The sequence below is a fragment of the Pseudomonas sp. HS6-2 genome (assembly GCF_049325675.2).
In the GTDB taxonomy this organism is placed as follows: Bacteria; Pseudomonadota; Gammaproteobacteria; order Pseudomonadales; family Pseudomonadaceae; genus Aquipseudomonas; species Aquipseudomonas putida_N.
Window position 1 is genome coordinate 286201 of the sequence record NZ_CM143906.1, and the last position, 22801, is coordinate 309001.

Consider the following 22801-nt stretch of genomic DNA (forward strand, 5'->3'; position numbering starts at 1 on the left):
TGAAGCCTTGGCGAGGTTTAACCCTAACTGAAATATTTCTCTTTGTGGGCTATCGTGAACTATCGCCGCCGTTCGTTTTACTGGCAGCGGTCAATAAGTGAATCACAGGAGAAGTGAATGAACAGCCTATTTTCGCGTGCTGCCTTTGCCGGTCTGCTGATGGGCGTCTCGGTGCTCGCCAGCGCCGCAGATGCCCTGAAGAGCCAGGAGCCGCCCGCGGGTGCCAAGGTTTCCATCCTTTCCCCCAAAGATGGCGAGCAGGTCGACGCGACCTTCACCGTCAAGTTCGGCATCGAGGGCATGGAGCTCAAGCCTGCGGGAGACCAGACCCCGCATACAGGCCACCACCACCTGCTGGTGGATGTGGACAAGGAGCCTGCGGCCGACATGCCGCTGCCGACCAGCCTGATGCCGGCAGCCGGTACCGCGTTGCCCGCCGGCCCGCAAGTGCTGCACTTCGGCAAGGCGCAGACCGAAACGACCATCACCCTGACGCCGGGCAAGCACACCCTGCAACTGGTGCTGGGTGACCAGTATCACGTGCCGTTCAAACCGAGTGTCGAGTCGAAGAAGATCACTGTAGAAGTGAAATAAAAAAGGGAGGCCACCAGGGCCTCCCTTTTTCATACCGCCAGCGATCTTAGAACAGGACGCGCGAACGGATGGTGCCTTTGACCTGTTGCAGTTTTTCCTGAGCCAGGTCGGAGTACTCGGCGTCAACGTCGATTACCACGTAACCGACTTTCTCGTTGGTCTGCAGGAACTGGCCGGAGATGTTGATGGCGTTCTCGGCGAAGACCTTGTTGATCTCGCTGAGCACGCCCGGGATGTTTTCGTGGATGTGCAGCAGGCGGTGCTTGCCTGGGTGCGCCGGCAGGGCAACTTCCGGGAAGTTGACCGACGAAACGGAAGTACCGTTGTCGCTGTACTTGACCAGTTTCTCGGCCACTTCCAGGCCGATGTTGGCCTGGGCTTCGGCGGTGGAACCACCGATGTGCGGGGTCAGGATCACGTTGTCCAGGCCACGCAGCGGGCTTTCGAACTCTTCGTCGTTGGAGCGCGGCTCGACCGGGAACACGTCGATGGCGGCGCCGATCAGGTGCTTGTCCTTGATCGCGGCGGCCAGGTGGTCCAGTTCGACCACGGTGCCACGGGCGGCGTTGATCAGGATCGAGCCCTTCTTCATCGCACGGATTTCCTTCTCGCCGATCATCCACTGGGTGGATGGCAGCTCAGGCACGTGCAGCGAAACGATGTCGGCCAGGCCCAGCAGTTCGTTGAGGCTGGTGACTTGTACGGCGTTGCCCAGCGGCAGCTTGGTCAGCGGGTCGTAGAAGTACACCTGCATCCCCAGGTTTTCTGCCAGGACCGACAGTTGGGTACCGATCGAGCCGTAGCCGACGATGCCCAGCTTCTTGCCGCGGATTTCGAACGAGTTGGCCGCGCTCTTGATCCAGCCGCCACGGTGGCAGGAAGCGTTCTTCTCAGGGATGCCGCGCAGCAGCAGGATGGCCTCGGCCAGCACCAGCTCGGCCACCGAACGGGTGTTGGAGTACGGTGCGTTGAACACGGCGATACCGCGTTCGCGGGCGGCTGCCAGGTCAACCTGGTTGGTGCCGATGCAGAAGCAGCCGACGGCAACCAGTTTCTTGGCGCAGTCGAAGATTTCTTCGGTCAGTTGGGTGCGCGAGCGGATGCCGATGAAGTGGGCGTCGGCGATCTTTTCTTTCAGCTCGGCATCCGGCAATGAACCGGTGAGGTATTCGATGTTGGTGTAGCCGGCAGCCTTGAGGGTATCGACTGCGTTCTGGTGCACACCTTCAAGAAGAAGGAACCGGATCTTGCTCTTGTCGAGAGAAGTCTTGCTCATCTGCGTAAACCTGTATCCCGGAGAAAAAATGGCGAGGACTGATGCCAGGCGCTAGGGCAGCCTTAGCATGAACAGCGGGAGGGCTATGCTAGCATACGCGACACAATCTGAGCTTATCCCGACAGGTGAAGAGTGCTCAGGGTGACTATGAATAAGTCGAGAGTTTCAGCGATGACCCACCCCGCTGTAATTGAAGAACTGATGACCCTTGTCGACCCTGGCAAGGTCCTGACCGACCCCGCTTCCCTGGAGGCCTACGGCAAGGACTGGACCAAGCATTACCCGCCTGCGCCTACGGCCATCGTGTTCCCCAAGACAGTCGAGCAGGTGCAGGCCATCGTGCGCTGGGCCAACCAGCACCAGGTCGCGCTGGTGCCGTCTGGCGGGCGCACCGGGCTTTCCGCCGGGGCCGTGGCGGCCAATGGCGAAGTCGTGGTCGCCTTCGACTACATGAACCAGATTGTTGATTTCAACGCCTTCGACCGCACCGTGGTGTGCCAGCCGGGGGTGATCACCCGCCAGCTGCAAACTTTTGCCGAAGAGCATGGCCTTTATTACCCGGTGGACTTCGCCTCCAGCGGCTCCAGCCAGATTGGTGGCAACATCGGCACCAATGCTGGCGGTATCAAGGTCATCCGCTACGGCATGACCCGCAACTGGGTGGCCGGCCTGAAGGTGGTCACTGGCAAGGGCGAGCTGCTGGAGTTGAACAAGGACCTGATCAAGAACGCCACCGGCTACGACCTGCGCCAGCTGTTCATCGGCGCCGAAGGCACCCTGGGTTTCGTGGTCGAAGCGACCATGCGCCTGGACCGCGCCCCGCGCAACCTCACCGCCATGGTGCTGGGCACGCCGGACTTCGACTCGATCATGCCGGTGTTGCATGCCTTCCAGGGCAAGCTCGACCTTACCGCTTTCGAGTTCTTCTCCGACAAGGGCCTGGCCAAGATCATGGCCCGTGGCGATGTGCCAGCCCCGTTCGACACCGACTGCCCGTTCTATGCCTTGCTGGAGTTCGAAGCCAGCACCGCGGAGGTGGCCAACGAAGCGCTGGCCACCTTCGAGCACTGCGTCGAGCAGGGCTGGGTCCTGGATGGGGTGATGAGCCAGAGCGAAACCCAGCTGAAGAACCTGTGGAAGCTGCGCGAGTACCTGTCCGAAACCATCTCCCACTGGACGCCCTACAAGAACGACATTTCCGTCACCGTTTCCAAGGTGCCGGCGTTCCTGCGCGATATCGATGCCATCGTCAGCGAGCATTACCCGGACTATGAAGTGGTCTGGTACGGCCACATTGGCGATGGCAACCTGCACCTGAATATCCTCAAGCCCGAGCACATGAGCAAGGATGACTTCTTCGCCTCGTGCACCAAGGTCAACAAATGGGTGTTCGAGATCGTCCAGCGTTACAACGGTTCGATCTCGGCCGAGCACGGCGTGGGCATGACCAAGCGCGACTACCTGGGCTACAGCCGTTCGCCTGAGGAAATTGCCTGTATGAAGGCAATAAAGGCCGTCTTCGACCCTAACGGCATCATGAATCCGGGTAAGATCTTCGCTCCTGAACAAAAGCAGTAATCAAAGGAGTCGGCCATGAGTTACCAGCACCAGTACGTAGACGGCACGCGCATTCATTTCCCGCTGGGCAAGGTGGTGTGCATCGGCCGCAACTACGCCGAACACGCAAAGGAACTGGACAACCCCATTCCTTCCGAGCCGCTGCTGTTCATCAAGCCGGGCAGCTGCGTAGTGCCACTGGAAGGCGGGTTCAAGATCCCGACCGACCGCGGCTCGGTGCACTACGAGGCCGAAATCGCCGTGCTGCTGGGCAAGCCGCTGTCGTCCACTGCGTCCGAGGAAGAAGTGCTGGACGCCATCTCCGGTTACGCCCCGGCGCTGGACCTGACCCTGCGCGACGTGCAGGCCAAGCTCAAGGAAAAGGGCCTGCCGTGGGAACTGAGCAAGAGCTTTGACGGTGCTTGCGTGCTGCCGCCGTTCGTTTCTGCGGCGTCTTTTGAAGATGTGACCGATATTCCGGTGCGCCTGACCATCAATGGTGAAGTGCGCCAGGACGGCAACAGCGCGATGATGCTCAACCCGATCGTGCCGATCATCCAGTACATGGCGGCGCATTTCTCGCTGCAGGCGGGGGATGTGATCCTGACCGGCACCCCAGCCGGTGTCGGGCCGTTCAATGTCGGTGACGAGTTGGTGCTGGAGCTGCCGGGCGTCTGCCGTTTCGAAAGCCGGGTGCTCTGAGCCGATACCGCGAAGCACGCGACGCGATTTACCGTTTTTTCACACCTCATCCGGATAATGCGCAGATCTTCGCCCATATCCCCAGGAATTTCGCATGCCAGCATCCTCCAGCGCATCCGCATCCCCCAAGCGCCGCTTCTACCTGCGTTGGCCCTTTGGCCTGGCCGTTGCGGCGGTGATCGGTTACGGCGTGGCGATGGCCTTGCACTGGGATGACCGCGGCATGCTGTGGGTCAAGGAAGGCTTCGAAACCAGCGCCGAGCGTAGCGAAAGCGTGTGGTTGCCAGACTATCAGGTCGACATCGACGCCAAGGTGCTGCCGGGCATGGAAGATGACGAAGCTTCGGACGTCGCATACAACCCTCACACTCGCACGCTGTTCGCGGTGATGGGCAAAAACCCGTTTCTGGTCGAGCTCAGCCTCGACGGCGACGTGCTGCGCAAGATCCCGCTGGTAGGCTGGAGCAACCCGGAAGGGGTCGCCGTGATGGAAGATGGCCATGTGGCGATTACCGATGAACGCCTGCACGACCTGACCGTGGTCAAGGTGGATGCGCAGACCGCTTCGCTGAACCACGCGGACTTCCAGAGTTACGACCTGGGCGAGTCAGTGAAGCGCAACAAGGGCTTCGAAGGCGTGGCCTGGGACCCGATGCGCCAGCGCCTGGTGATTGGCGAGGAGCGGCCGCCGAAGCTGTACACCTGGAACACCGACGGGCGCAGCCCTCTCAAGGGTGACAAACAGGTCCTGACCAACGACGAACTCGACTTGCGCAACCTTTCGGCCCTGGGGGTCGACCCGCGCACCGGGCACCTGCTGGTGTTGTCGGCCGATTCCAACATGCTGCTGGAGCTTGACGAGCAAGGTCAGCAGGTCAGCTTCATGACCCTGCTGGGGGGCTTCAACGGGCTGGAGCACACCATACCGCGTGCCGAAGGCGTTGCCATGGACGATCAGGGCAACCTGTATATGGTCAGCGAGCCGAACCTGTTCTATCGCTTCAAGAAAAGCCAGTAGCACTATCAGCCGTTTCGTACATTAAGCTTCACTTCAGTCGACCATGGTTAGCTTCGCTTCCATCATGTCGGGTCTGTCGTTATGCGTCGCTTTGTTCGTCTGTGTGTGCTCCTTGCGTTTGCCGGGCTGCTGCTCCTGGGGCTGGCCGGCCAGGAGTTTCGCCTGTTCGAGCGGGGCTGGTTCAACCTGAAGACCTGGTGGCAGCCAGCCGAACAGGGCATCGGCCTCGATCGCTACCGTGTGGTGGTCGAGGCGCAGCCGGTCGAAGGGTTGGACGATGACCTTTCTGCGCTGACCTACGACCCTGACCGCAAAACCCTGTTCTCCGTCACCAATGCCCGTTCGGAACTGATCGAACTATCGTTGGACGGGCGCATCTTGCGCCGTGTGCCGCTGACCGGCTTCGGCGACCCCGAGGCGGTGGAATACGTTGGGCCCAACAGCTATGTGATCACCGATGAACGCCAGCAGCGGCTGATTCGCGTTCGCCTGGACGATGACACGTTGTTCCTCGACGCCGCAGATGCCGAGCAGTTGAGCCTGGGCATCGGCCTCAACGGCAACAAGGGGTTCGAGGGCCTGGCCTACGATTCGGCGGGCCAGCGTCTGTTCGTGGCCAAGGAACGCGACCCGATGTTGATCTACGAAGTTCGTGGCTTCCCCAATCAGAATCCGGAGCAGCCTTACGCGGTGCATGTGGTGCAGGACCGCAAGCGTGATTCACGGTTGTTCGTGCGGGACCTGTCGAGCTTGCAGTTCGATGAGCGCAGTGGGCATCTGTTGGCGCTTTCTGATGAATCGCGGCTGGTGCTGGAGCTGGATGTAGAGGGGCGGCCACTGAGTACCTTGTCGTTGCGCAAGGGGTATCAGGGGTTGAAGGCGACGGTGCCGCAGGCGGAGGGGATTGCGATGGATGAGACTGGGACCATCTATCTGGTCAGTGAGCCGAACCTGTTCTATGTGTTCGAACCCGCTCCCACAGAGTCTTAGGGGCGGGTTCGATCGCGAGTGGCTTACTCGGCCTTGAGGCTCTTCACGCCTTCGGCGGTACCCAGCAACAGCAGGTCCGCCGGGCGGGCTGCGAACAGTCCGTTGGTCACCACGCCGACGATGGCGTTGATCTGTGTTTCCAGCTCCACCGGGTTGGTGATCTGCAGGTTGTACACATCGAGGATCACGTTGCCGTTGTCGGTCACCACGCCTTCACGGTACACCGGGTCGCCGCCCAGCTTGACCAGCTGACGCGCCACGTGGCTGCGGGCCATCGGGATGACCTCGACCGGCAGCGGGAAGGCGCCCAGCACCGGCACCAGCTTGCTGCCGTCGGCGATGCAGATGAAGGTCTTGGCTACGGCCGCGACGATCTTCTCGCGGGTCAGGGCTGCGCCGCCGCCCTTGATCAGGTTCAGGTGCGCATCGCTTTCGTCGGCGCCGTCGACATAGAACTCCAGCTCGCTGACGCTGTTCAGCTCGTAGACCGGGATGCCATGGCCCTTCAGACGCTGGGCGGTGGCCTCGGAGCTGGCGACCGCGCCATCGAATGCGGTCTTGTGCTGGGCCAGGGCGTCAATGAAGAAGTTGGCAGTCGAACCGGTGCCGACGCCGACGACGCTCTTTTCATCCAGCTTCGGCAGAATGAAGTCGACAGCGGCCTGGGCGACGGCCTGTTTGAGTTGGTCCTGGGTCATGCGGGCTCCGGAAAGGGGCAGGGCGGTAATGAAAGGAGCCTAGTATAACGGCTCGGGCGGCTTTGCTGTGGTCGCCCGACGTAGCGCTGGGGTAGACTCGCAGCCCTTGTCCCGCGGCCAGTGATGCTTTCCCGATGCTCGAACAGTACGTCAAGAAGATCCTCACCTCGCGCGTCTACGACGTCGCTGTCGAAACCCCGTTGCAGAGCGCCGGGCAGCTGAGCAAGCGTCTGGGCAACCAGATTCTGCTAAAGCGCGAAGACTTGCAGCCGGTGTTCTCGTTCAAGATCCGCGGGGCGTACAACAAGCTGGCGCAGCTGACCCCGGAAGAACTGGCCCGCGGCGTGGTGACCGCCTCGGCCGGCAACCATGCCCAGGGCGTGGCCCTGGCGGCCCGTGAGCTGGGCATCAAGGCCACCATCGTGATGCCCAAGACCACCCCGGAGATCAAGGTCGAAGGCGTGCGTTCGCGCGGCGGCAAGGTGGTGCTGCATGGCGACTCGTTCCCTGAGGCGCTGGCCTACTCGCTGAAGCTGGTCGACGAGAAAGGCTTCGTCTACATCCACCCCTATGACGACCCGCACACCATTGCCGGCCAGGGCACCGTGGCGATGGAAATCCTCCGTCAGCACCCGGGGCAACTGGACGCGATCTTCGTCCCGGTGGGCGGCGGTGGCCTGATTGCCGGCATCGCGGCCTATGTGAAATACCTGCGCCCGGAAATCAAGGTGATCGGCGTCGAGCCGGACGACTCCAACTGCCTGCAGGCAGCGATGGCGGCAGGCGAGCGCGTGGTGCTGCCGCAGGTCGGGCTGTTCGCCGACGGTGTGGCGGTGGCGCAGATCGGCCAGCACACCTTCGATATCTGCCGCCACCATGTGGATGAGGTGGTGACGGTCAGCACCGATGAAATCTGTGCTGCAATCAAGGATATCTACGACGATACCCGCTCGATCACCGAACCTGCTGGCGCCTTGGGCGTGGCGGGCATCAAGAAGTACGTCGAGCTCAAAGGTGTGACCGGGCAGACCCTGGTGGCCATCGACTCGGGCGCCAACGTCAACTTCGACCGCCTGCGCCACGTCGCCGAGCGTGCCGAGCTGGGCGAGAAGCGCGAAGCCATCATCGCCGTGACCATCCCCGAGCGCCCGGGCAGCTTCAAGGCCTTCTGCGAGGCCATCGGCAAGCGCCAGATCACCGAATTCAACTATCGCAAGCACACCTCCGACGAGGCGCACATCTTCGTCGGCGTGCAGACCCACCCGGAAAACGACCCACGGGCCGCGCTAGTACAGAACCTGATCGATCAGGGCTTCCCGGTGACCGACCTGACCGACAACGAACTGGCCAAGCTGCACATCCGTCACATGGTCGGTGGCCATTCGGCCGGTGCCAGCGACGAGATTGTGCTGCGCTTCGAGTTCCCCGAGCGGCCGGGGGCGCTGTTCAACTTCCTTACCAAGCTGGGCGGGCGCTGGAATATCTCGATGTTCCACTACCGCAACCACGGCGCGGCTGACGGGCGCGTGGTGGCAGGCTTGCAGGTGCCTGAAGACGAGCGCCACCTGGTGCCGGCGGCGCTGGCCAAGATCGGTTACCCGTACTGGGACGAAACCGATAACCCGGCGTACAAGCTGTTCCTGGGTTGAGCGGCTAAGCTTGGCTTATCGCTCAAGGATGTGAAGACATGGAACACCTGACCACCCTCAAGGCCCTGCACATCATCGCCACCGCGCTGTTGCTGCTGGGCGCCCTGGGCCTGACGGCCTGGACCGTGCGGGCCCGCCGCCAGGGCGATGCCCAGGCCTATGCCAAGCTGCTGCGCCGGCCGCTGGTGTTCGTCTGGCTGGTGATGGGGGTGTGCCTGGTGAGCATGCCATTCACCGGCTGGTGGCTGGTGCATCTGGTGGGTTGGCCGTTGGGACAGACCTGGGTCGTGGCATCCAGTGTCATCTATACGCTGGGTGCGTTTGCCGGGTGGTGGCTGCTGGTGCGGCTGAACCGGCTGCGCAAGGCTGAAGTGGTGGGGTTGCGGTTTACCCTGGCGCTGGCGGTGTTCAGCGGGGTGTGCTTCCTGTCCATCGCCGGGCTGATGGGCGCCAAGCCAGTATGACAGCCTTGTGCTACCAATACCGGCCTCTTCGCGGGGCAAGACAGGAAAACCTCAATCCCTGAGGGAAACCACAGGCCAGCCGCGTTTTTCGGCCTCGGCCCGCAAGTTCGGGTCCGGATCCACCGCCACCGCATGGGTCACCCGCTCCAGTAACGGCAGGTCATTCATCGAGTCGCTGTAGAAATAGCTGTCCTCCAGGTCGAACCCGTTCTCCAGCATCCAGCGCTCCAGCCGCGTCACCTTGCCTTCACGAAAACACGCTATATCGGTACTACGCCCGGTATAGCGGCCGTCGTGCGTCTCGCATTCGGTTGCCAGCAGCACGCGCACACCCAGGCGGCGGGCAATCGGTGCAGTGACGAAGCGATTGGTGGCCGTGATGATCACCAGCTGGTCGCCGGCCTCGCGGTGTTGCTGCAGCAAGGCCAGGGCCTTGGGCAGGATGATCGGCTCGATGCAGTCGCGCATGAACTCGCGGTGCCATTGGTCGAGCTGGGCCGGTTCGGTGGCTGCGAGGATTTCCATGGAGAAGGCCAGGTAGGCCTGCAGGTCCAGGGTGCCGTTCAGGTAGTCCTGGTAGAAAGCGTCGTTGCGATTCTTGTACGCGACCGGGTCGAGAATGCCCCGCTCGCACAGGTAGTCACCCCAGGCGTGGTCACTGTCGCCACCGAGGAGGGTATTGTCCAGGTCGAATAAAGCCAGGCGCATCGCGGTCACTCGTGTCAGCCACAGGGTAGGCCCGCAGAATACGGAGTTTTCACTGCCCTGCACATAAGCTTGGCGGGCGCGTTGCTGCGCTCGCAAGCTTTGTGGAACAATGCGGTGACATGCGTTTGCGAGGTTGCTGCCGTGATCGACCCGGATGGTTTTCGCCCCAATGTCGGGATCATTCTGACGAATGATGCCGGGCAGGTGCTATGGGCTCGGCGGATCAACCAGGATGCCTGGCAATTCCCCCAGGGTGGTATCAACCCTGACGAGACGCCAGAAGATGCCCTGTACCGCGAGTTGAACGAAGAAGTTGGCCTTGAACGCGACGATGTGGAAATTCTTGCCTGCACCCGCGGCTGGTTGCGTTATCGTTTACCCCAGCGGCTGGTCCGCACCCACAGCCAACCGCTGTGCATCGGCCAGAAGCAAAAGTGGTTTTTGCTGCGCCTGGTGAGCAATGAACAACGGGTGCGGATGGACCTGACCGGCAAGCCGGAGTTCGACGGCTGGCGCTGGGTCAGCTATTGGTACCCGCTGGGCCAGGTGGTGACATTCAAGCGTGAAGTCTACCGCCGCGCCCTGAAAGAGCTTGCACCGCGTCTGCTGACGCGCGACTGACGACGGAGTTCGACCCCGAGCCATGCTCAATACGCTGCGCAAGATCGTCCAGGAAGTGAACTCCGCCAAAGATCTCAAGACGGCGTTGGGGATCATTGTCTTGCGCGTCAAGGAGGCCATGGGCAGCCAGGTCTGCTCGGTGTACCTGCTCGACCCGGAAACCAACCGCTTCGTGCTGATGGCTACCGAAGGCCTGAACAAGCGTTCCATCGGCAAGGTCAGCATGGCGCCCAACGAGGGCCTGGTCGGCCTGGTCGGTACCCGGGAAGAACCGCTGAACCTGGAAAACGCCGCCGATCACCCGCGTTATCGCTACTTCGCCGAAACCGGCGAAGAGAAATTCGCCTCCTTCCTCGGTGCGCCGATCATCCACCACCGCCGTGTGGTCGGTGTCCTGGTCATCCAGCAGAAGGAGCGCCGCCAGTTCGATGAAGGTGAAGAAGCCTTCCTCGTGACCATGAGCGCTCAGCTCGCCGGGGTAATCGCCCACGCCGAAGCCACCGGTTCGATCCGGGGCCTGGGCCGCCAGGGCAAAGGCATCCAGGAGGCACGCTTCGTCGGCGTGCCGGGCTCGCCGGGCGCCGCTGTCGGGCGTGCCGTGGTCATGCTGCCACCGGCTGACCTGGAAGTGGTGCCGGACAAGGCCGTCGATGACATCGACGCCGAACTGAAACTGTTCAACAATGCGCTCGAAGGCGTGCGCGCCGACATGCGCAAGCTGTCAGCCAAGCTGGCGACCCAGCTGCGTCCGGAAGAGCGCGCACTGTTCGACGTGTACCTGATGATGCTCGAAGACGCAGCCCTCGGTGGTGAGGTGGTCGAGGTCATCAAGACTGGCCAATGGGCCCAGGGCGCCCTGCGCCAGGTGGTTGGCGAGCACGTCAACCGCTTCGAGCTGATGGATGACGACTACCTGCGCGAGCGCGCCTCGGATGTGAAGGACCTTGGCCGGCGCCTGCTGGCTTACCTGCAGGAAGCCCGCTCGCAGTCGCTGGTGTATGCCGACAACACCATCCTGGTCAGTGAAGAGCTGACCCCGGCGATGCTCGGCGAAGTGCCGGAAGGCAAGCTGGTTGGCCTGGTCTCGGTGCTGGGGTCGGGCAACTCCCACGTCGCCATCCTCGCCCGGGCCATGGGCATCCCGACGGTGATGGGCCTGGTCGACCTGCCGTATTCCAAGGTCGATGGCATCGAAATGATTGTCGACGGCTACAAGGGCGAGGTGTTCACCAACCCCAGCGAGGTGCTGCGCAAGCAGTACAGCGACGTGGTCGAAGAGGAACGCCAGCTGGCCCAGGGCCTCGACGCCCTGCGCGAACTGCCGTGCGTTACCCCCGACGGCCACCGCATGCCGCTGTGGGTCAACACCGGCCTGCTCGCCGATGTGGCCCGTGCCCAGCAGCGTGGCGCCGAAGGCGTGGGCCTCTACCGCACCGAAGTGCCGTTCATGATCAACCAGCGCTTCCCCAGCGAGAAAGAGCAGCTGGCGATCTACCGCGAACAGCTGGCGGCCTTCCACCCGCTGCCGGTGACCATGCGTACCCTCGACATCGGTGGTGACAAGGCGCTGTCGTACTTCCCGATCAAGGAAGAGAACCCGTTCCTCGGCTGGCGCGGCATTCGCGTCACCCTCGATCACCCGGAAATCTTCCTGGTGCAGACCCGCGCCATGCTCAAAGCCAGCGAGGGCCTGAACAACCTGCGCATCCTGCTGCCGATGATTTCCGGCATTCACGAGTTGGAAGAGGCGCTGCACCTGATCCACCGTGCCTGGGGCGAAGTGCGCGACGAAGGCACCGACGTGCCGATGCCGCCGGTGGGTGTGATGGTGGAAATCCCTGCGGCGGTGTACCAGACCAAGGAGCTGGCGCGGCAGGTGGACTTCCTCTCCGTCGGTTCCAACGACCTGACCCAGTACCTGTTGGCGGTGGACCGCAACAACCCGCGGGTCGCCGACCTTTACGACTACCTGCACCCGGCGGTGTTGCAGGCGCTCAACACTGTGGTGCGTGATGCCCATGGCGAAGGCAAGCCGGTGAGCATCTGCGGCGAGATGGCGGGCGATCCGGCAGCGGCGATCCTGTTGATGGCCATGGGCTTCGATAGCCTGTCGATGAACGCCACCAACTTGCCGAAAGTGAAGTGGATGCTGCGCCAGGTGAACATGAGCAAGGCCAAAGAGTTGCTGGTTGAAGCTTTGAGCCATGACAACCCGCAAGTTATCCACAGCTCGCTGCAGCTGGCCCTGAAGAACCTCGGCTTGGCGCGGATGATCGGGCCTGGGGCCAACAAGACCCTCTGAATTTGAGGTTGCCGGTGCCGGCCTCTGCGCGGGACAAGCCCGCTCCTACAGGCAAAAACCTGTAGGAGCGGGCTTGTCCCGCGCAGAGGCCAGTGAAGACTGCCTCATACTTCCAGGCTGACTTCCCCAAGATGCCCACCAAAGGGCCCGAAGCTGCGCTCAACCAGCCGCCTTCCGCCCCTATCATCAACAATCAGCACGGTACTAGCCCGAGTGCCATAGTTCTGGCTGGCAATAAACACACTCGACAGCAACTTCTCGGTCGCCACCCCCACGCCTGTTTCTGGTAACTCAGCGTCGGCTGCCGGCTCGTTGTCTGCCAGCAACGCCAGCAACCGCTGTGGATCGGCCGTGTCCAGCATCCCTTGCAACCCATTGCGCGCTTTCACAAGCTTCGGCCACGGCGTATCCAGCCCGGCATTGGACAGCCCGTACACCCCGGCCTCCAGCAAGCGTGGCGCCACATCCCGGGCATGCAGGTAGCCCAGCTGGTGACCATCACCCACCAGCAGGTTGAACCCTGAATACTGCTCGCTGCGGCTGGCGACCTGGTCGAGGTAGGCCTCCACCCCCAGGTCACCCTGCAGATACGCCGCCACCAGCTCGCCCCGCGAGCGTGGCCCCAGCACCTGTCCTGGGTCGCGAATATTGGTCAGCGCCGCGAAGCGCCCCTGCGGGCCGACGCCCAGCCAGGTGCCGCCGGCTTCAAGATCGCGCCCGGCATGCACCCCGGGCGCATCTTCCCAGGCGGCCAGGGCCTGGGTCGGGCGGGCGTAGAACTCGTCACGGTTGGCCGCGACGATCAGCGGCAGGGCATGACCCGGCCGCCAGGCAAATACGATCAGGCACATAGGTTGGGCCTCTGTGTTTTTGCCCACTGTACCCACTGCACGGGTGTCGATCCATCCTGTCACAGAGTTCACTAGAGCCCCGAGCCCGGCTTCCGTTACCATGCCGGATTGTTTTCTCGGGGAATACGAATGGAATTCGTGCTCTATCTGCTGTTGGGCGCCTGCGCCGGCGTGCTGGCCGGGCTGTTCGGGGTGGGTGGCGGCATCATCATCGTGCCGGTGCTGGTGTTCAGCTTTACCTTGCAGGGCTTCGACGCATCGGTGCTGACCCACCTGGCAGTGGGTACCTCGCTGGCGACTATCGTCTTCACCTCGATCAACGCCGTGCTCGAGCATCATCGCAAGGGTGCGGTGCAATGGCCTATCTTCGCCTGGATGACCCTCGGTATCCTCATCGGCGCCGGTATCGGCGCCAAGACCGCGTCGCTGATCCAGGGCCCGCAGTTGCAGAAGATCATCGGAGTGTTCGCCCTGATCATCGCCGCGCAGATGGCCCTGGACCTCAAGCCAAAGGCCAGCCATGACATCCCTGGCAAACCGGCCTTGATCGGCGCTGGCGGGGTGATTGGCTGGGCTTCGGCGATCTTCGGCATCGGCGGCGGCTCGCTGACCGTGCCGTTCCTGACCTGGCGTGGCCTGCCGATGCAAAAGGCCGTAGCGACGTCCTCGGCCTGCGGTCTGCCGATTGCCCTGGCCAGCGCCCTGAGTTTCATGTTGCTGGGCTGGCAAGAGGAACACCTGCCGCCCCACAGCATTGGTTTCGTCTACCTGCCGGCGCTGGTCGGCATTGCCGTGACCAGCATGTTTTTTGCGCGCTTTGGCGCGCGCCTGGCGCACAAGCTGTCGCCACGCCTGTTGAAACGCCTGTTCGCAGCCTTGCTGTTCTGCGTCGGCCTCAGCTTTCTGATTTGAATCGAGAGGAAGTTCCATGCTGCCTTACCCGCAGATAGACCCCGTGGCCGTAGCCCTCGGGCCACTGAAAATCCACTGGTACGGCCTGATGTACCTGGTCGGCATCGGCGGTGCCTGGCTGCTGGCCTCGCGCCGGCTCAACCGCTTCGACCCGACCTGGACCCGTGAGAAACTCTCCGACCTGGTGTTCTGGTTATCAATGGGTGTGATCGTCGGCGGGCGCCTGGGCTATGTGCTGTTCTACGACCTGCACGCCTACCTGGCCAACCCGACGCTGATCTTCGAGGTGTGGAAGGGCGGCATGTCGTTCCACGGCGGCTTCATCGGCGTGATGCTGGCCGCGCTTTGGTTCGGCAAGCGCAACAACAAGTCGTTCTTCGAGCTGATGGACTTCGTCGCACCGCTGGTGCCGATCGGCCTTGGCGCCGGGCGTATCGGCAATTTCATCAACGCCGAGCTGTGGGGCAAACCTACCGACGTGCCATGGGCGATGATCTTCCCGCCGTTCAGCGACCCGGCCCAGCTGCCGCGCCACCCGTCGCAGCTGTACCAGTTCGCCCTGGAAGGCGTGGCGCTGTTCGTCATCCTCTGGCTGTTCTCGCGCAAGCCGCGGCCAACCATGGCTGTTTCCGGCATGTTTGCGCTGTTCTACGGCATCTTCCGCTTCATCGTGGAGTTCGTCCGAGTGCCGGACGCGCAGCTCGGTTACATCGCTTGGGGCTGGCTGACCATGGGTCAGATTCTCTGCGTGCCGATGATCCTGGCTGGCCTTGGCCTGATCTGGTGGGCTTATAATCGCAAATCCACGGCGAAACCCGCCTGATTATTTCCACGGCAGGGGTGATCCCCCTGCCGTTCTTGTTACAGGTAAGCCATGAAACAGTATCTGGACCTGGTCCGCGACGTCATCGAGAACGGCACGCTGCAAGGCAACCGCACCGGCATCCGCACCATCAGCCTGCCGGGCGCCATGCTGCGTTTCGACCTGCAAAAAGGCTTCCCGGCCATCACCACGCGCAAGCTGGCGTTCAAGTCGGCAATCGGCGAGATGGTCGGCTTCCTGCGTGGCGTGAAGAACGCCGGTGAGTTCCGCGAGCTGGGCTGCAAGGTCTGGGACCAGAACGCCAACGAGAACGCCCAGTGGCTGGCCAACCCGTTCCGCCAGGGGCATGACGACCTGGGCGAGATCTACGGCGTGCAATGGCGCCAGTGGCCAGGCTACAAGCGCATCCCGCTGAGCAACCCGGCAGCCATCGAAATGGCCGAGCAGGCGGGTTTCCGTCGCATCGCCCAGGACGAAGAGGACGGGGTGGCGTTCGTCATCCTGTACAAGGCCATCGACCAGGTGCGCCAGTGCCTGGACACCATCGCCACCGACCCGGGTAGCCGGCGCATCCTATTCCACGGCTGGAATTGCGCCCAGCTCGACGAAATGGCCCTGCCGCCGTGCCACCTGCTGTACCAGTTCCACCCGAATGTCGAGACCAAGGAAATTTCCCTGACCCTTTACATCCGCTCCAACGACCTGGGGCTGGGCACGCCATTCAACCTCACCGAAGGCGCGGCGTTGCTGTCGCTGTTCGGCCGCCTGACCGGCTACACCCCGCGCTGGTTCACCTACTTCATCGGCGATGCCCATGTGTATGAGAACCATCTGGACATGCTTAACGAGCAGCTCAAGCGCGAGCCGCTGGAAGCGCCGAAGCTGGTGATCAGCGACCGTGTGCCGGAATTTGCCAAGACCGGCAAGTACGAGCCGGAGTGGCTGGAGAAGATCGAGCCGAGCGATTTCAGCCTGGAAGGGTATGAGCACCATGCGCCGATGACGGCGCCGATGGCGGTGTGATTCTCTGGATTGCCGGGGGCACGAGGCGCCCCCGGCAATCTCAATGCCCGTGGCTACGCCCCACATGGGAATGTTCAATATCCGGTACTGATACCGCCCCGTTCGTTTCCAGTTGCTGCAAGATCGCGCATTCCGCCCCCTGCGCACTGCAGCGCCGCCGCAGCTCCACCAGCTGCTCCTGCAACGCCACCAAGCCATCGATCCTCGCCTGCACATGCTCGATATGCTCGTCGATCAGCGCATTGACGCTGCCGCACGCGTCGTCTGGGCTGTCGCGCAGGCGTAGCAGGCTGCGGATCTCGTCCAGGGTCATGTCCAGCGTTCGGCAGTTGCGGATGAAGGTAAGCCGCTCCACATGGGCCTGGGTGTACTGCCGGTAATTGCCCTCGGTGCGCGCCGGCTCCGGCAGCAATTGTTCGCGCTCGTAATAGCGGATGGTTTCCACGGCGCAGTCGGTGGCCTTGGCCAGTTCTCCGATCTTCATGGCGAAATCTCCAGCAAGTGGCTTGACCCTATAGTGGCTACAGGGTGTTCACTTGGCAACAGGCTCTATTTAAGGATGACCCCATGAACCAGCCTGTCAGCCACGAACACAAGCATTCGCACGACCATGCCCATGGCGATAAAGACCACGGCCATGCCGCTCACGCTCAAAGCTGCTGTGGCTCCAGCGCCGCGCCCGCTTTGCTGCAACTGCGCGGGAAGGCCAGCAGCCATGCGCAGCTCAGCCGTTTTCGCATCGACGCCATGGACTGCCCCACCGAGCAGACCCTGATCCAGGACAAGCTGGGCAAACTGGCGGGCATCGAGCAGCTCGAATTCAACCTGATCAACCGCGTGCTCGGTGTGCGCCATACCTTGAGCGGCACCGGCGAGATCGAACGCGCCATCGACAGCCTCGGTATGAAGGCCGAGCCGCTGGCCGCTGAAGACGACGGTAGCACCGCTGCAGCGCAGCCGCACAGGACCCGCTGGTGGCCGCTGGCCCTGTCGGGTGTTGCCGCGATCGCCGCCGAAATCGTGCACTTCGCTCGCCTCGCGCCAGAATGGCTGGTTGCCGCGCTCGCGCTGGCGGCAATCCTCGGCTGTGGCCTGGGCACCTACAAGAAGGGCTGGATCGCCCTGAAGAACCGTAACCTCAACATCAATGCGTTGATGAGCATCGCCGTGACCGGCGCCGTGCTGATTGGCCAGTGGCCGGAAGCGGCCATGGTCATGGTGCTGTTCACTGTCGCCGAACTGATCGAGGCGCGCTCGCTGGATCGGGCGCGCAATGCCATTGGCGGGCTGATGCAGCTGGCCCCGGACATGGCCACGGTGCAGCAGGCCGATGGCCAGTGGCGCGAGGTGGAGGTGCGTGAGGTGGCTATCGGCGCCTTGGTGCGGGTGCGACCGGGCGAACGCATCGGCCTGGATGGTGAGGTGGTCAGCGGGCAATCCAGCGTCGATCAGGCGCCGATCACCGGCGAAAGCCTGCCTGTGGAAAAGGCCGCGGGCGACAAGCTGTTCGCCGGCACCATTAACCAGGCCGGCGCCTTGGAGTACCGGGTAACGGCAGCCGCAGGGCAGTCGACCTTGGCGCGCATCATCAAGGCCGTCGAGGAAGCACAGGGGGCGCGTGCGCCTACCCAGCGTTTCGTCGACCAGTTCTCGCGCATCTACACCCCGGTGGTGTTCGCCGTGGCCCTGGCAGTGGCATTGATCCCGCCGCTGTTCATGGCCGGTGTCTGGTTCGACTGGGTGTACCGTGCACTGGTACTGCTGGTGGTGGCTTGCCCCTGTGCGCTGGTCATCTCCACCCCGGTGACCATCGTCAGTGGCCTGGCCGCTGCGGCGCGCAAGGGCATCCTGATCAAGGGCGGGGTCTACCTGGAAGGCGGGCGCAAGCTGGACTTCCTGGCCCTGGACAAGACTGGCACCATCACCCACGGCAAACCTGTACAAACCGATGCCAAGGTGCTTGAACCCTTGTTCGAGGGCCGTGCCCAGGCGTTGGCGGCGAGCCTGGCCGACCGTTCCGATCACCCGGTGTCGGGCGCCATCGCCCAGTTTGCCAAGGCGCAGAACTTGCCGCTGAGCGAGGTCAGCGAATTCGCGGCCCTGGCCGGCCGCGGCGTGCGGGGTGATATCGACGGCGAAACCTACCACCTGGGCAACCACCGGTTGGTGGAGGAGCTGGGCCTGTGCTCGCCGGAGTTGGAAACCCAACTGGATACGCTGGAGCGCCAGGGCAAGACCGTCGTTCTGCTGCTCGACCGTTCCGGGCCGTTGGCTCTGTTCGCCGTGGCCGACACGGTCAAGGACAGTAGCCGGCAGGCGATTGCCGAACTGCACGCACTGGGCATCAAGACCGTCATGTTGACCGGCGACAATCCGCACACCGCTCAGGCCATCGCCGCCCAGGTCGGCATCGACCGCGCCGAGGGCAACCTGCTGCCGGCCGACAAGCTGCAGAGCATCGAGCAGCTGTACGCCGAAGGGCACCGGGTGGGCATGGTCGGCGATGGCATCAACGATGCACCAGCGCTGGCCCGTGCCGAAATCGGTTTCGCCATGGCGGCGGCGGGTACCGACACGGCGATCGAGACCGCCGACGTGGCACTGATGGATGACGACTTGCGCAAAATCCCGGCGTTCGTCAGGCTGTCGCGCCAAAGTGCGGCGATTCTGACGCAGAACATCGTTCTGGCGCTGGGCATCAAGGCGATATTCCTGGCGATCACCTTTGCCGGCATGGCCACCATGTGGATGGCGGTGTTCGCCGACATGGGCGTGAGCCTGCTGGTGGTGTTCAACGGTCTGCGCCTGCTGCGCAAATGAGGTCCTGCAATGCTGAGTGCCGAACTCAAAGCCTTCTACATGGTGGCCCGCCTGGGCAGCATCACCTTGGCGGCGAAGAAGCTCGGGCTCAGCCAGCCGACGGTGACCACGCAGATCCGCAATCTGGAAAGCCAATACGCGGTGGAGTTGTTCTACCGCGGAGGCCGGCGCCTGGTGCTGAGCGAGGAGGGCGTGCGCATGCTGCCGATGGTCAAGGCGCTGCTGCAGCAGGAGGCCGACATCGAGTTCGAGCTGCGCAACAGCGGCCAGGCCCAGGGCAGTTTGCGCATTGCTGCCACCGCGCCTTACTACATCCTCGACCTGGTGAAGATCTTCCGCGAACGCCTACCCCAGGTCGAAGTGACGGTGGAGATCGGCAACTCGCAACAGGTGCTGGAGATGCTCGAGGATTACCGGGTGGATATCGCGGCGTCGTCGCAGCTGGTGGAGGATGCGCGGCTGGTGCGACGGGTGCTGGGCACCGATCCGCTGGTGGTGGCGGTGCACCGCAATCATCCGTTGGCCCATCGGCAGGCGGTAGCCATCGATGGGTTGGCGGGGCATTGCCTGCTGATGCGCGAGAAGGGCTCGACCACGCGCAAGTTGACCGAGCAGATGATGCTGGACGCCGGGGTCAAGGCCGGGGCGTTGCTGGAGATCGGCAGCCGCGAGTCGATCCGCGAGGCGGTGCTGCGCAATATCGGCATCAGCGTGATTGCCCGGCATGAGGTGCCGCACAACCCGGAACTGCGGGTGCTGGCGCTGGAGAATGCGCCGGTGATGCATGAATACCTGTATTGCCTGAAGGAGCGGCGCCAGGCGCGGTTGCCGGCGGCCTTCCTTGGCGTGGCGCAGGAAGTGGTGGGTTCGCACCTGTAAGCGGCCTACTACAAAATCTGCCTATACCACTATCACCGGCTTTTGCCTAAAAGCCACAGAACCTTCGCACAGTCTTCCTAGCATGGCCTCACTTGTTCGATGAGGCCTTGCCATGAACCACGCCACCCCGGGCGCACAGATGAAAGTGCGCGGTATCCACAAGCGTTTCGGTGCCTTCACGGCGTTGAACAATGTGTCCCTGGACATCGCCGCTGGTGAGCTGGTCTGCCTGCTCGGCCCGTCCGGTTGCGGCAAGACCACCCTGCTGCGTTGCATCGCCGGCCTTGAACGCCAGGACCGCGGTGCGTTGTACATCGGTGAGCGCGACATCTCCGAACTGCCGCCCCAGGTCCGGGACTACGGCATTCTGTTCCAGTCCTACGCGCTGTTCCCCAACCTGACCGTCGAGGCCAATATCGCCTACGGCCTGACCGGCACCAGCCGCGACGAGAGCCGCCAGCGTGTGGCAGAGATGCTCGAGCTGGTCGGCCTGAGCGGCAGCGAGAAAAAGTACCCGGGCCAGCTTTCCGGCGGCCAGCAGCAACGTGTAGCCCTGGCCCGTGCGCTGGCGCCATCACCCTCGCTGCTGCTGCTCGACGAACCGATGTCGGCGCTGGATGCCCGGGTGCGTGAGCATCTGTGCACCGAACTGCGCCAATTGCAGCGCCAGCTGGGCATCACCACGTTGATGGTTACCCACAACCAGGATGAAGCCATGCTCATGGCCGACCGCATTGCGGTGATGAACAACGGCCAGGTCGAGCAATACGCTACCCCGCAGGAAATCTACGACCAGCCAGCCACGCCGTTTGTCGCCGAGTTCGTTGGCCAGGGCAACTGGCTGCCGTTCCAGCGCAGTAGCGACAGCCACGCCCAGGTCGGCGCCATGAGCATGCGCCTGGCGACCAACGCAGGTACCGCCCGCAGTGGCCGGCTGTTCTGCCGCCCGGAGGCGATCACTGTGAACCCGGTGGTGCATGAGGAAAACCTGTTCCCGGCCAAGGTCCGCGAAATCACCTTCCTCGGCAACCGCTGCCGCATGAGCTTCGAACTCAAGGCCCTGCCGGGCCATGCGCTGCTCGCCGAGCTGGCGCCGGAAGCCATGCCGCGCCTGGGCTCGCAGGATATCTGGGTGGCCTTGCCACCGCAGAGCCTGCAGGTGTTTGCCTGAGATGGCCGCGCCAATGTCCCTGCCGCTGACCCAAGCCAAGGATGCGCGACGCGGTGAGGTCGCCCTGGGTGACCGCCTGTTCGTCATCGGTGGCAAGAGCCTGCTGCTGGTCCTTCTGCTGCTGGCCGTGGTGATGCCACTGCTGGCCATTTTCTGGAAAGGCTTCAGCGGTGAAGCCGGCCAGGGCGGTGGTCTGCTGGCTGCCCGCGAACTGTTCGCCAGCGATAACTTCCACTGGTTGCTCGGCAACAGCCTGTCGATAGCCTTCACCGTGGCGGCGATCGTGGTGCCGCTGGCCTACCTGTTCGCCTATGCCCTGCAGCGCACGCTGATCCCGGCCAAGGGCCTGTGGCGCGGTATTTCGCTGCTGCCACTGCTGGCGCCGTCGATGCTGCCGGCGATTGCCCTGGTCTATCTGTTCGGCAACCAGGGCCTGCTGCGCAGCCTGATCAGCGACAACATCTACGGCTTCTGGGGCATTGTCCTCGGCGAGGCCATCTACACATTCCCCCATGCGCTGATGATCCTGCTCTCGGCCCTGTCACTGGCCGACGCTCGGCTGTTCGACGCGGCGTCGAGCATGGGCGCCGGGCCGTGGCGGGCGTTTTGCAGCATCACCTGGCCAGCCACGCGGCAGGCGGTATTCGCCGCGTTCTGCCTGGTGTTCACCCTGACCATTACCGACTTCGGTGTACCGGTGGTGGTCGGTGGCGACTATCAGGTGCTGGCGCTTGAAGCCTACAAGGCAGTGGTCGGCCAGCAGCAATTTGGCCGTGGCGCGTTGATCGGCATGGTGCTGCTGCTGCCAGCACTGCTCAGCTTCGGCGTCGATGCCTGGCTGCGTCGGCGCCAGGGTGAGGCAATGAGCGGTCGTGCCCAGGTGTTCGAGCCCAAGCCGTCGCGCTGCCGTGATGCCTGCTTCCTGGCCATCGTGCTGCTGGTCTGCGCGGCGCTGCTGGTGGTGATTGGCATGGCGGTGTACTCGTCGCTGGTGACGTTCTGGCCGTACAACCTGACCCTGTCGTTCAAGCACTACATGTTCGACGACACCGCCGGTGGCGGCTGGCTGGCCTACCGCAACAGCGTGACCATGGCCCTGTGCACCGCGCTGATCGGCAGCCTGGTGATCTTCATTGGCGCCTACCTGATGGAGAAAACCCAAGGCCAGCGCCTGCTCAACCAGGCCCTGCGCCTGCTCAGCTTCATCCCCATGGCGGTGCCTGGGTTGGTACTGGGCCTGGGCTACGTATTCTTCTTCAACCTGAACGGCAACCCGCTGCACGTGTTCTATGGCGGCATGGCGCTGCTGGTGCTGTGCACCATCGCCCATTACCTGACCACCGCGCAGATGACCGCCGCCACCGCACTGCGCCAGCTCGACGGCGAGTTCGAGGCCGCCGCGCTGTCGCTCAAGGCGCCGCTGTACAAGCACTTCGTGCGGGTCACCGTGCCGATCTGCCTGCCGGCGCTGCTGGACATCATCCGTTACCTGTTCGTCTCGGCGATGACCACCGTGTCGGCGGCGATCTTCCTCTACAGCCCCGACACCATCCTCGCCGCCGTCGCCGTATTGAACATGGACGATGCCGGCAACGTCGGCGGCGCCGCTGCCATGTCGACCCTGATCCTGCTGACCAGCGCCGCCGCATCCCTGTTGCTGGCCGCTGCTTCGCGCGGCCTGCTGCGCCGCTCTCAGGCCTGGCGCCAGCGCGCTCCTGGCCATTGACCGACTGCCCACTCTGA

21 protein-coding genes are annotated in these 22801 nt (G+C 63.3%); 16 read left to right on the forward strand and 5 right to left on the reverse strand.

Annotated elements, in window-relative coordinates:
* Positions 1 to 117: 117 nt before the first annotated feature.
* The gene (locus ACOKS3_RS01335; RefSeq protein WP_103446145.1) at positions 118 to 594 is read left to right on the forward strand and encodes a DUF4399 domain-containing protein; all 477 of its coding nucleotides are present in this window, start codon (positions 118 to 120) and stop codon (positions 592 to 594) included.
* A 46-nt stretch (positions 595 to 640) separates the two neighbouring features.
* Here the strand turns inward: ACOKS3_RS01335 and serA are convergent, their stop codons facing one another.
* Positions 641 to 1870 (reverse strand): phosphoglycerate dehydrogenase, encoded by a 1230-nt coding sequence (gene serA, locus ACOKS3_RS01340; protein WP_103446144.1) that lies wholly within the window; start codon positions 1868 to 1870, stop codon positions 641 to 643.
* 171 nt (positions 1871 to 2041) lie between these two features.
* Between serA and ACOKS3_RS01345 the strand changes: the two genes are divergently transcribed.
* From ACOKS3_RS01345 to ACOKS3_RS01360, 4 genes are all read left to right on the forward strand, one after another.
* Positions 2042 to 3448: an FAD-binding oxidoreductase gene (locus tag ACOKS3_RS01345; RefSeq protein WP_422763394.1), complete on the forward strand. Its 1407-nt coding sequence runs from the start codon at positions 2042 to 2044 to the stop codon at positions 3446 to 3448.
* Between the two features lie 15 nt (positions 3449 to 3463).
* A complete protein-coding gene (locus tag ACOKS3_RS01350; protein WP_103446142.1) occupies positions 3464 to 4129 on the forward strand; it encodes a fumarylacetoacetate hydrolase family protein in 666 nt (221 codons plus the stop codon).
* A gap of 94 nt (positions 4130 to 4223) precedes the next feature.
* Positions 4224 to 5147, forward strand: coding sequence for an SdiA-regulated domain-containing protein (locus tag ACOKS3_RS01355; protein ID WP_422763395.1), 924 nt, complete (start codon positions 4224 to 4226; stop codon positions 5145 to 5147).
* A gap of 81 nt (positions 5148 to 5228) precedes the next feature.
* Positions 5229 to 6137 (forward strand): SdiA-regulated domain-containing protein, encoded by a 909-nt coding sequence (locus ACOKS3_RS01360; RefSeq protein WP_422763396.1) that lies wholly within the window; start codon positions 5229 to 5231, stop codon positions 6135 to 6137.
* A gap of 23 nt (positions 6138 to 6160) precedes the next feature.
* On the opposite strand, the gene rpiA is transcribed toward ACOKS3_RS01360, so the two are convergent.
* Positions 6161 to 6835, reverse strand: coding sequence for a ribose-5-phosphate isomerase RpiA (gene rpiA / locus ACOKS3_RS01365; protein WP_103446139.1), 675 nt, complete (start codon positions 6833 to 6835; stop codon positions 6161 to 6163).
* A 134-nt stretch (positions 6836 to 6969) separates the two neighbouring features.
* Between rpiA and ilvA the strand changes: the two genes are divergently transcribed.
* Positions 6970 to 8484: a threonine ammonia-lyase, biosynthetic gene (gene ilvA, locus ACOKS3_RS01370; RefSeq protein ID WP_103446138.1), complete on the forward strand. Its 1515-nt coding sequence runs from the start codon at positions 6970 to 6972 to the stop codon at positions 8482 to 8484.
* Between the two features lie 38 nt (positions 8485 to 8522).
* Positions 8523 to 8948, forward strand: coding sequence for a DUF2269 domain-containing protein (locus ACOKS3_RS01375; RefSeq protein ID WP_103446137.1), 426 nt, complete (start codon positions 8523 to 8525; stop codon positions 8946 to 8948).
* A gap of 51 nt (positions 8949 to 8999) precedes the next feature.
* Here ACOKS3_RS01375 and ACOKS3_RS01380 read toward each other — a convergent pair whose 3' ends face one another.
* On the reverse strand, positions 9000 to 9656 hold the full coding sequence (locus ACOKS3_RS01380; protein WP_103446136.1) for a histidinol-phosphatase: 657 nt from the start codon (positions 9654 to 9656) through the stop codon (positions 9000 to 9002).
* Between the two features lie 141 nt (positions 9657 to 9797).
* Here ACOKS3_RS01380 and ACOKS3_RS01385 point away from each other — a divergent pair, with 141 nt between their 5' ends.
* Together ACOKS3_RS01385 and ptsP are read left to right on the forward strand one after the other, a co-directional pair.
* Positions 9798 to 10277, forward strand: a complete 480-nt coding sequence (locus ACOKS3_RS01385; RefSeq protein WP_003249017.1) for an RNA pyrophosphohydrolase — start codon at positions 9798 to 9800, stop codon at positions 10275 to 10277.
* Positions 10278 to 10299: 22 nt separating this feature from the next.
* The gene (ptsP, locus tag ACOKS3_RS01390) at positions 10300 to 12579 is read left to right on the forward strand and encodes a phosphoenolpyruvate--protein phosphotransferase (protein WP_103446135.1); all 2280 of its coding nucleotides are present in this window, start codon (positions 10300 to 10302) and stop codon (positions 12577 to 12579) included.
* Positions 12580 to 12683: 104 nt separating this feature from the next.
* Here the strand turns inward: ptsP and ACOKS3_RS01395 are convergent, their stop codons facing one another.
* Positions 12684 to 13430 (reverse strand): NRDE family protein, encoded by a 747-nt coding sequence (locus ACOKS3_RS01395; RefSeq protein ID WP_422763397.1) that lies wholly within the window; start codon positions 13428 to 13430, stop codon positions 12684 to 12686.
* A 129-nt stretch (positions 13431 to 13559) separates the two neighbouring features.
* Between ACOKS3_RS01395 and ACOKS3_RS01400 the strand changes: the two genes are divergently transcribed.
* From ACOKS3_RS01400 to ACOKS3_RS01410, 3 genes are read left to right on the forward strand one after another with little or no spacing between them, the layout of a single operon-like run.
* Positions 13560 to 14342 carry a sulfite exporter TauE/SafE family protein gene (locus tag ACOKS3_RS01400; protein WP_103446133.1) on the forward strand — a complete coding sequence of 261 codons (783 nt, stop codon included), beginning with the start codon at positions 13560 to 13562 and terminating at the stop codon, positions 14340 to 14342.
* 16 nt (positions 14343 to 14358) lie between these two features.
* Complete coding sequence (gene lgt, locus ACOKS3_RS01405; RefSeq protein WP_422763398.1) at positions 14359 to 15165, forward strand: prolipoprotein diacylglyceryl transferase; 807 nt, start codon at positions 14359 to 14361, stop codon at positions 15163 to 15165.
* 51 nt (positions 15166 to 15216) lie between these two features.
* Positions 15217 to 16188, forward strand: coding sequence for a thymidylate synthase (locus ACOKS3_RS01410; RefSeq protein WP_422763399.1), 972 nt, complete (start codon positions 15217 to 15219; stop codon positions 16186 to 16188).
* A gap of 40 nt (positions 16189 to 16228) precedes the next feature.
* On the opposite strand, the gene cadR is transcribed toward ACOKS3_RS01410, so the two are convergent.
* A complete protein-coding gene (gene cadR / locus ACOKS3_RS01415) occupies positions 16229 to 16672 on the reverse strand; it encodes a cadmium resistance transcriptional regulator CadR (protein ID WP_103446131.1) in 444 nt (147 codons plus the stop codon).
* Positions 16673 to 16755: 83 nt separating this feature from the next.
* On the opposite strand from cadR, the gene ACOKS3_RS01420 reads away from it, so the two are divergent.
* The 4 genes from ACOKS3_RS01420 (at position 16756) to ACOKS3_RS01435 (ending at position 22784) form a co-directional block, all read left to right on the forward strand.
* On the forward strand, positions 16756 to 19008 hold the full coding sequence (locus tag ACOKS3_RS01420) for a heavy metal translocating P-type ATPase (RefSeq protein ID WP_422763400.1): 2253 nt from the start codon (positions 16756 to 16758) through the stop codon (positions 19006 to 19008).
* Positions 19009 to 19017: 9 nt separating this feature from the next.
* Entirely contained in the window at positions 19018 to 19887 is an 870-nt protein-coding gene (locus ACOKS3_RS01425; protein WP_103446129.1) for a LysR family transcriptional regulator, read from the forward strand.
* 112 nt (positions 19888 to 19999) lie between these two features.
* Complete coding sequence (locus tag ACOKS3_RS01430; RefSeq protein ID WP_103446128.1) at positions 20000 to 21058, forward strand: putative 2-aminoethylphosphonate ABC transporter ATP-binding protein; 1059 nt, start codon at positions 20000 to 20002, stop codon at positions 21056 to 21058.
* Position 21059: 1 nt separating this feature from the next.
* The gene (locus ACOKS3_RS01435) at positions 21060 to 22784 is read left to right on the forward strand and encodes a putative 2-aminoethylphosphonate ABC transporter permease subunit (RefSeq protein ID WP_422763401.1); all 1725 of its coding nucleotides are present in this window, start codon (positions 21060 to 21062) and stop codon (positions 22782 to 22784) included.
* The last annotated feature ends 17 nt before the right edge of the window (positions 22785 to 22801 follow it).

Coding starts and splice junctions, on each gene's coding strand:
- ACOKS3_RS01335 (WP_103446145.1), top strand. CDS start 118: ATGAACAGCCTATTTTCGCGTGCTGCCTTTGCCGGTCTGCTGATGGGC.
- serA (WP_103446144.1), bottom strand. CDS start 1,870: ATGAGCAAGACTTCTCTCGACAAGAGCAAGATCCGGTTCCTTCTTCTT.
- ACOKS3_RS01345 (WP_422763394.1), top strand. CDS start 2,042: ATGACCCACCCCGCTGTAATTGAAGAACTGATGACCCTTGTCGACCCT.
- ACOKS3_RS01350 (WP_103446142.1), top strand. CDS start 3,464: ATGAGTTACCAGCACCAGTACGTAGACGGCACGCGCATTCATTTCCCG.
- ACOKS3_RS01355 (WP_422763395.1), top strand. CDS start 4,224: ATGCCAGCATCCTCCAGCGCATCCGCATCCCCCAAGCGCCGCTTCTAC.
- ACOKS3_RS01360 (WP_422763396.1), top strand. CDS start 5,229: ATGCGTCGCTTTGTTCGTCTGTGTGTGCTCCTTGCGTTTGCCGGGCTG.
- rpiA (WP_103446139.1), bottom strand. CDS start 6,835: ATGACCCAGGACCAACTCAAACAGGCCGTCGCCCAGGCCGCTGTCGAC.
- ilvA (WP_103446138.1), top strand. CDS start 6,970: ATGCTCGAACAGTACGTCAAGAAGATCCTCACCTCGCGCGTCTACGAC.
- ACOKS3_RS01375 (WP_103446137.1), top strand. CDS start 8,523: ATGGAACACCTGACCACCCTCAAGGCCCTGCACATCATCGCCACCGCG.
- ACOKS3_RS01380 (WP_103446136.1), bottom strand. CDS start 9,656: ATGCGCCTGGCTTTATTCGACCTGGACAATACCCTCCTCGGTGGCGAC.
- ptsP (WP_103446135.1), top strand. CDS start 10,300: ATGCTCAATACGCTGCGCAAGATCGTCCAGGAAGTGAACTCCGCCAAA.
- ACOKS3_RS01395 (WP_422763397.1), bottom strand. CDS start 13,430: ATGTGCCTGATCGTATTTGCCTGGCGGCCGGGTCATGCCCTGCCGCTG.
- ACOKS3_RS01400 (WP_103446133.1), top strand. CDS start 13,560: ATGGAATTCGTGCTCTATCTGCTGTTGGGCGCCTGCGCCGGCGTGCTG.
- lgt (WP_422763398.1), top strand. CDS start 14,359: ATGCTGCCTTACCCGCAGATAGACCCCGTGGCCGTAGCCCTCGGGCCA.
- ACOKS3_RS01410 (WP_422763399.1), top strand. CDS start 15,217: ATGAAACAGTATCTGGACCTGGTCCGCGACGTCATCGAGAACGGCACG.
- cadR (WP_103446131.1), bottom strand. CDS start 16,672: ATGAAGATCGGAGAACTGGCCAAGGCCACCGACTGCGCCGTGGAAACC.
- ACOKS3_RS01420 (WP_422763400.1), top strand. CDS start 16,756: ATGAACCAGCCTGTCAGCCACGAACACAAGCATTCGCACGACCATGCC.
- ACOKS3_RS01425 (WP_103446129.1), top strand. CDS start 19,018: ATGCTGAGTGCCGAACTCAAAGCCTTCTACATGGTGGCCCGCCTGGGC.
- ACOKS3_RS01430 (WP_103446128.1), top strand. CDS start 20,000: ATGAACCACGCCACCCCGGGCGCACAGATGAAAGTGCGCGGTATCCAC.
- ACOKS3_RS01435 (WP_422763401.1), top strand. CDS start 21,060: ATGGCCGCGCCAATGTCCCTGCCGCTGACCCAAGCCAAGGATGCGCGA.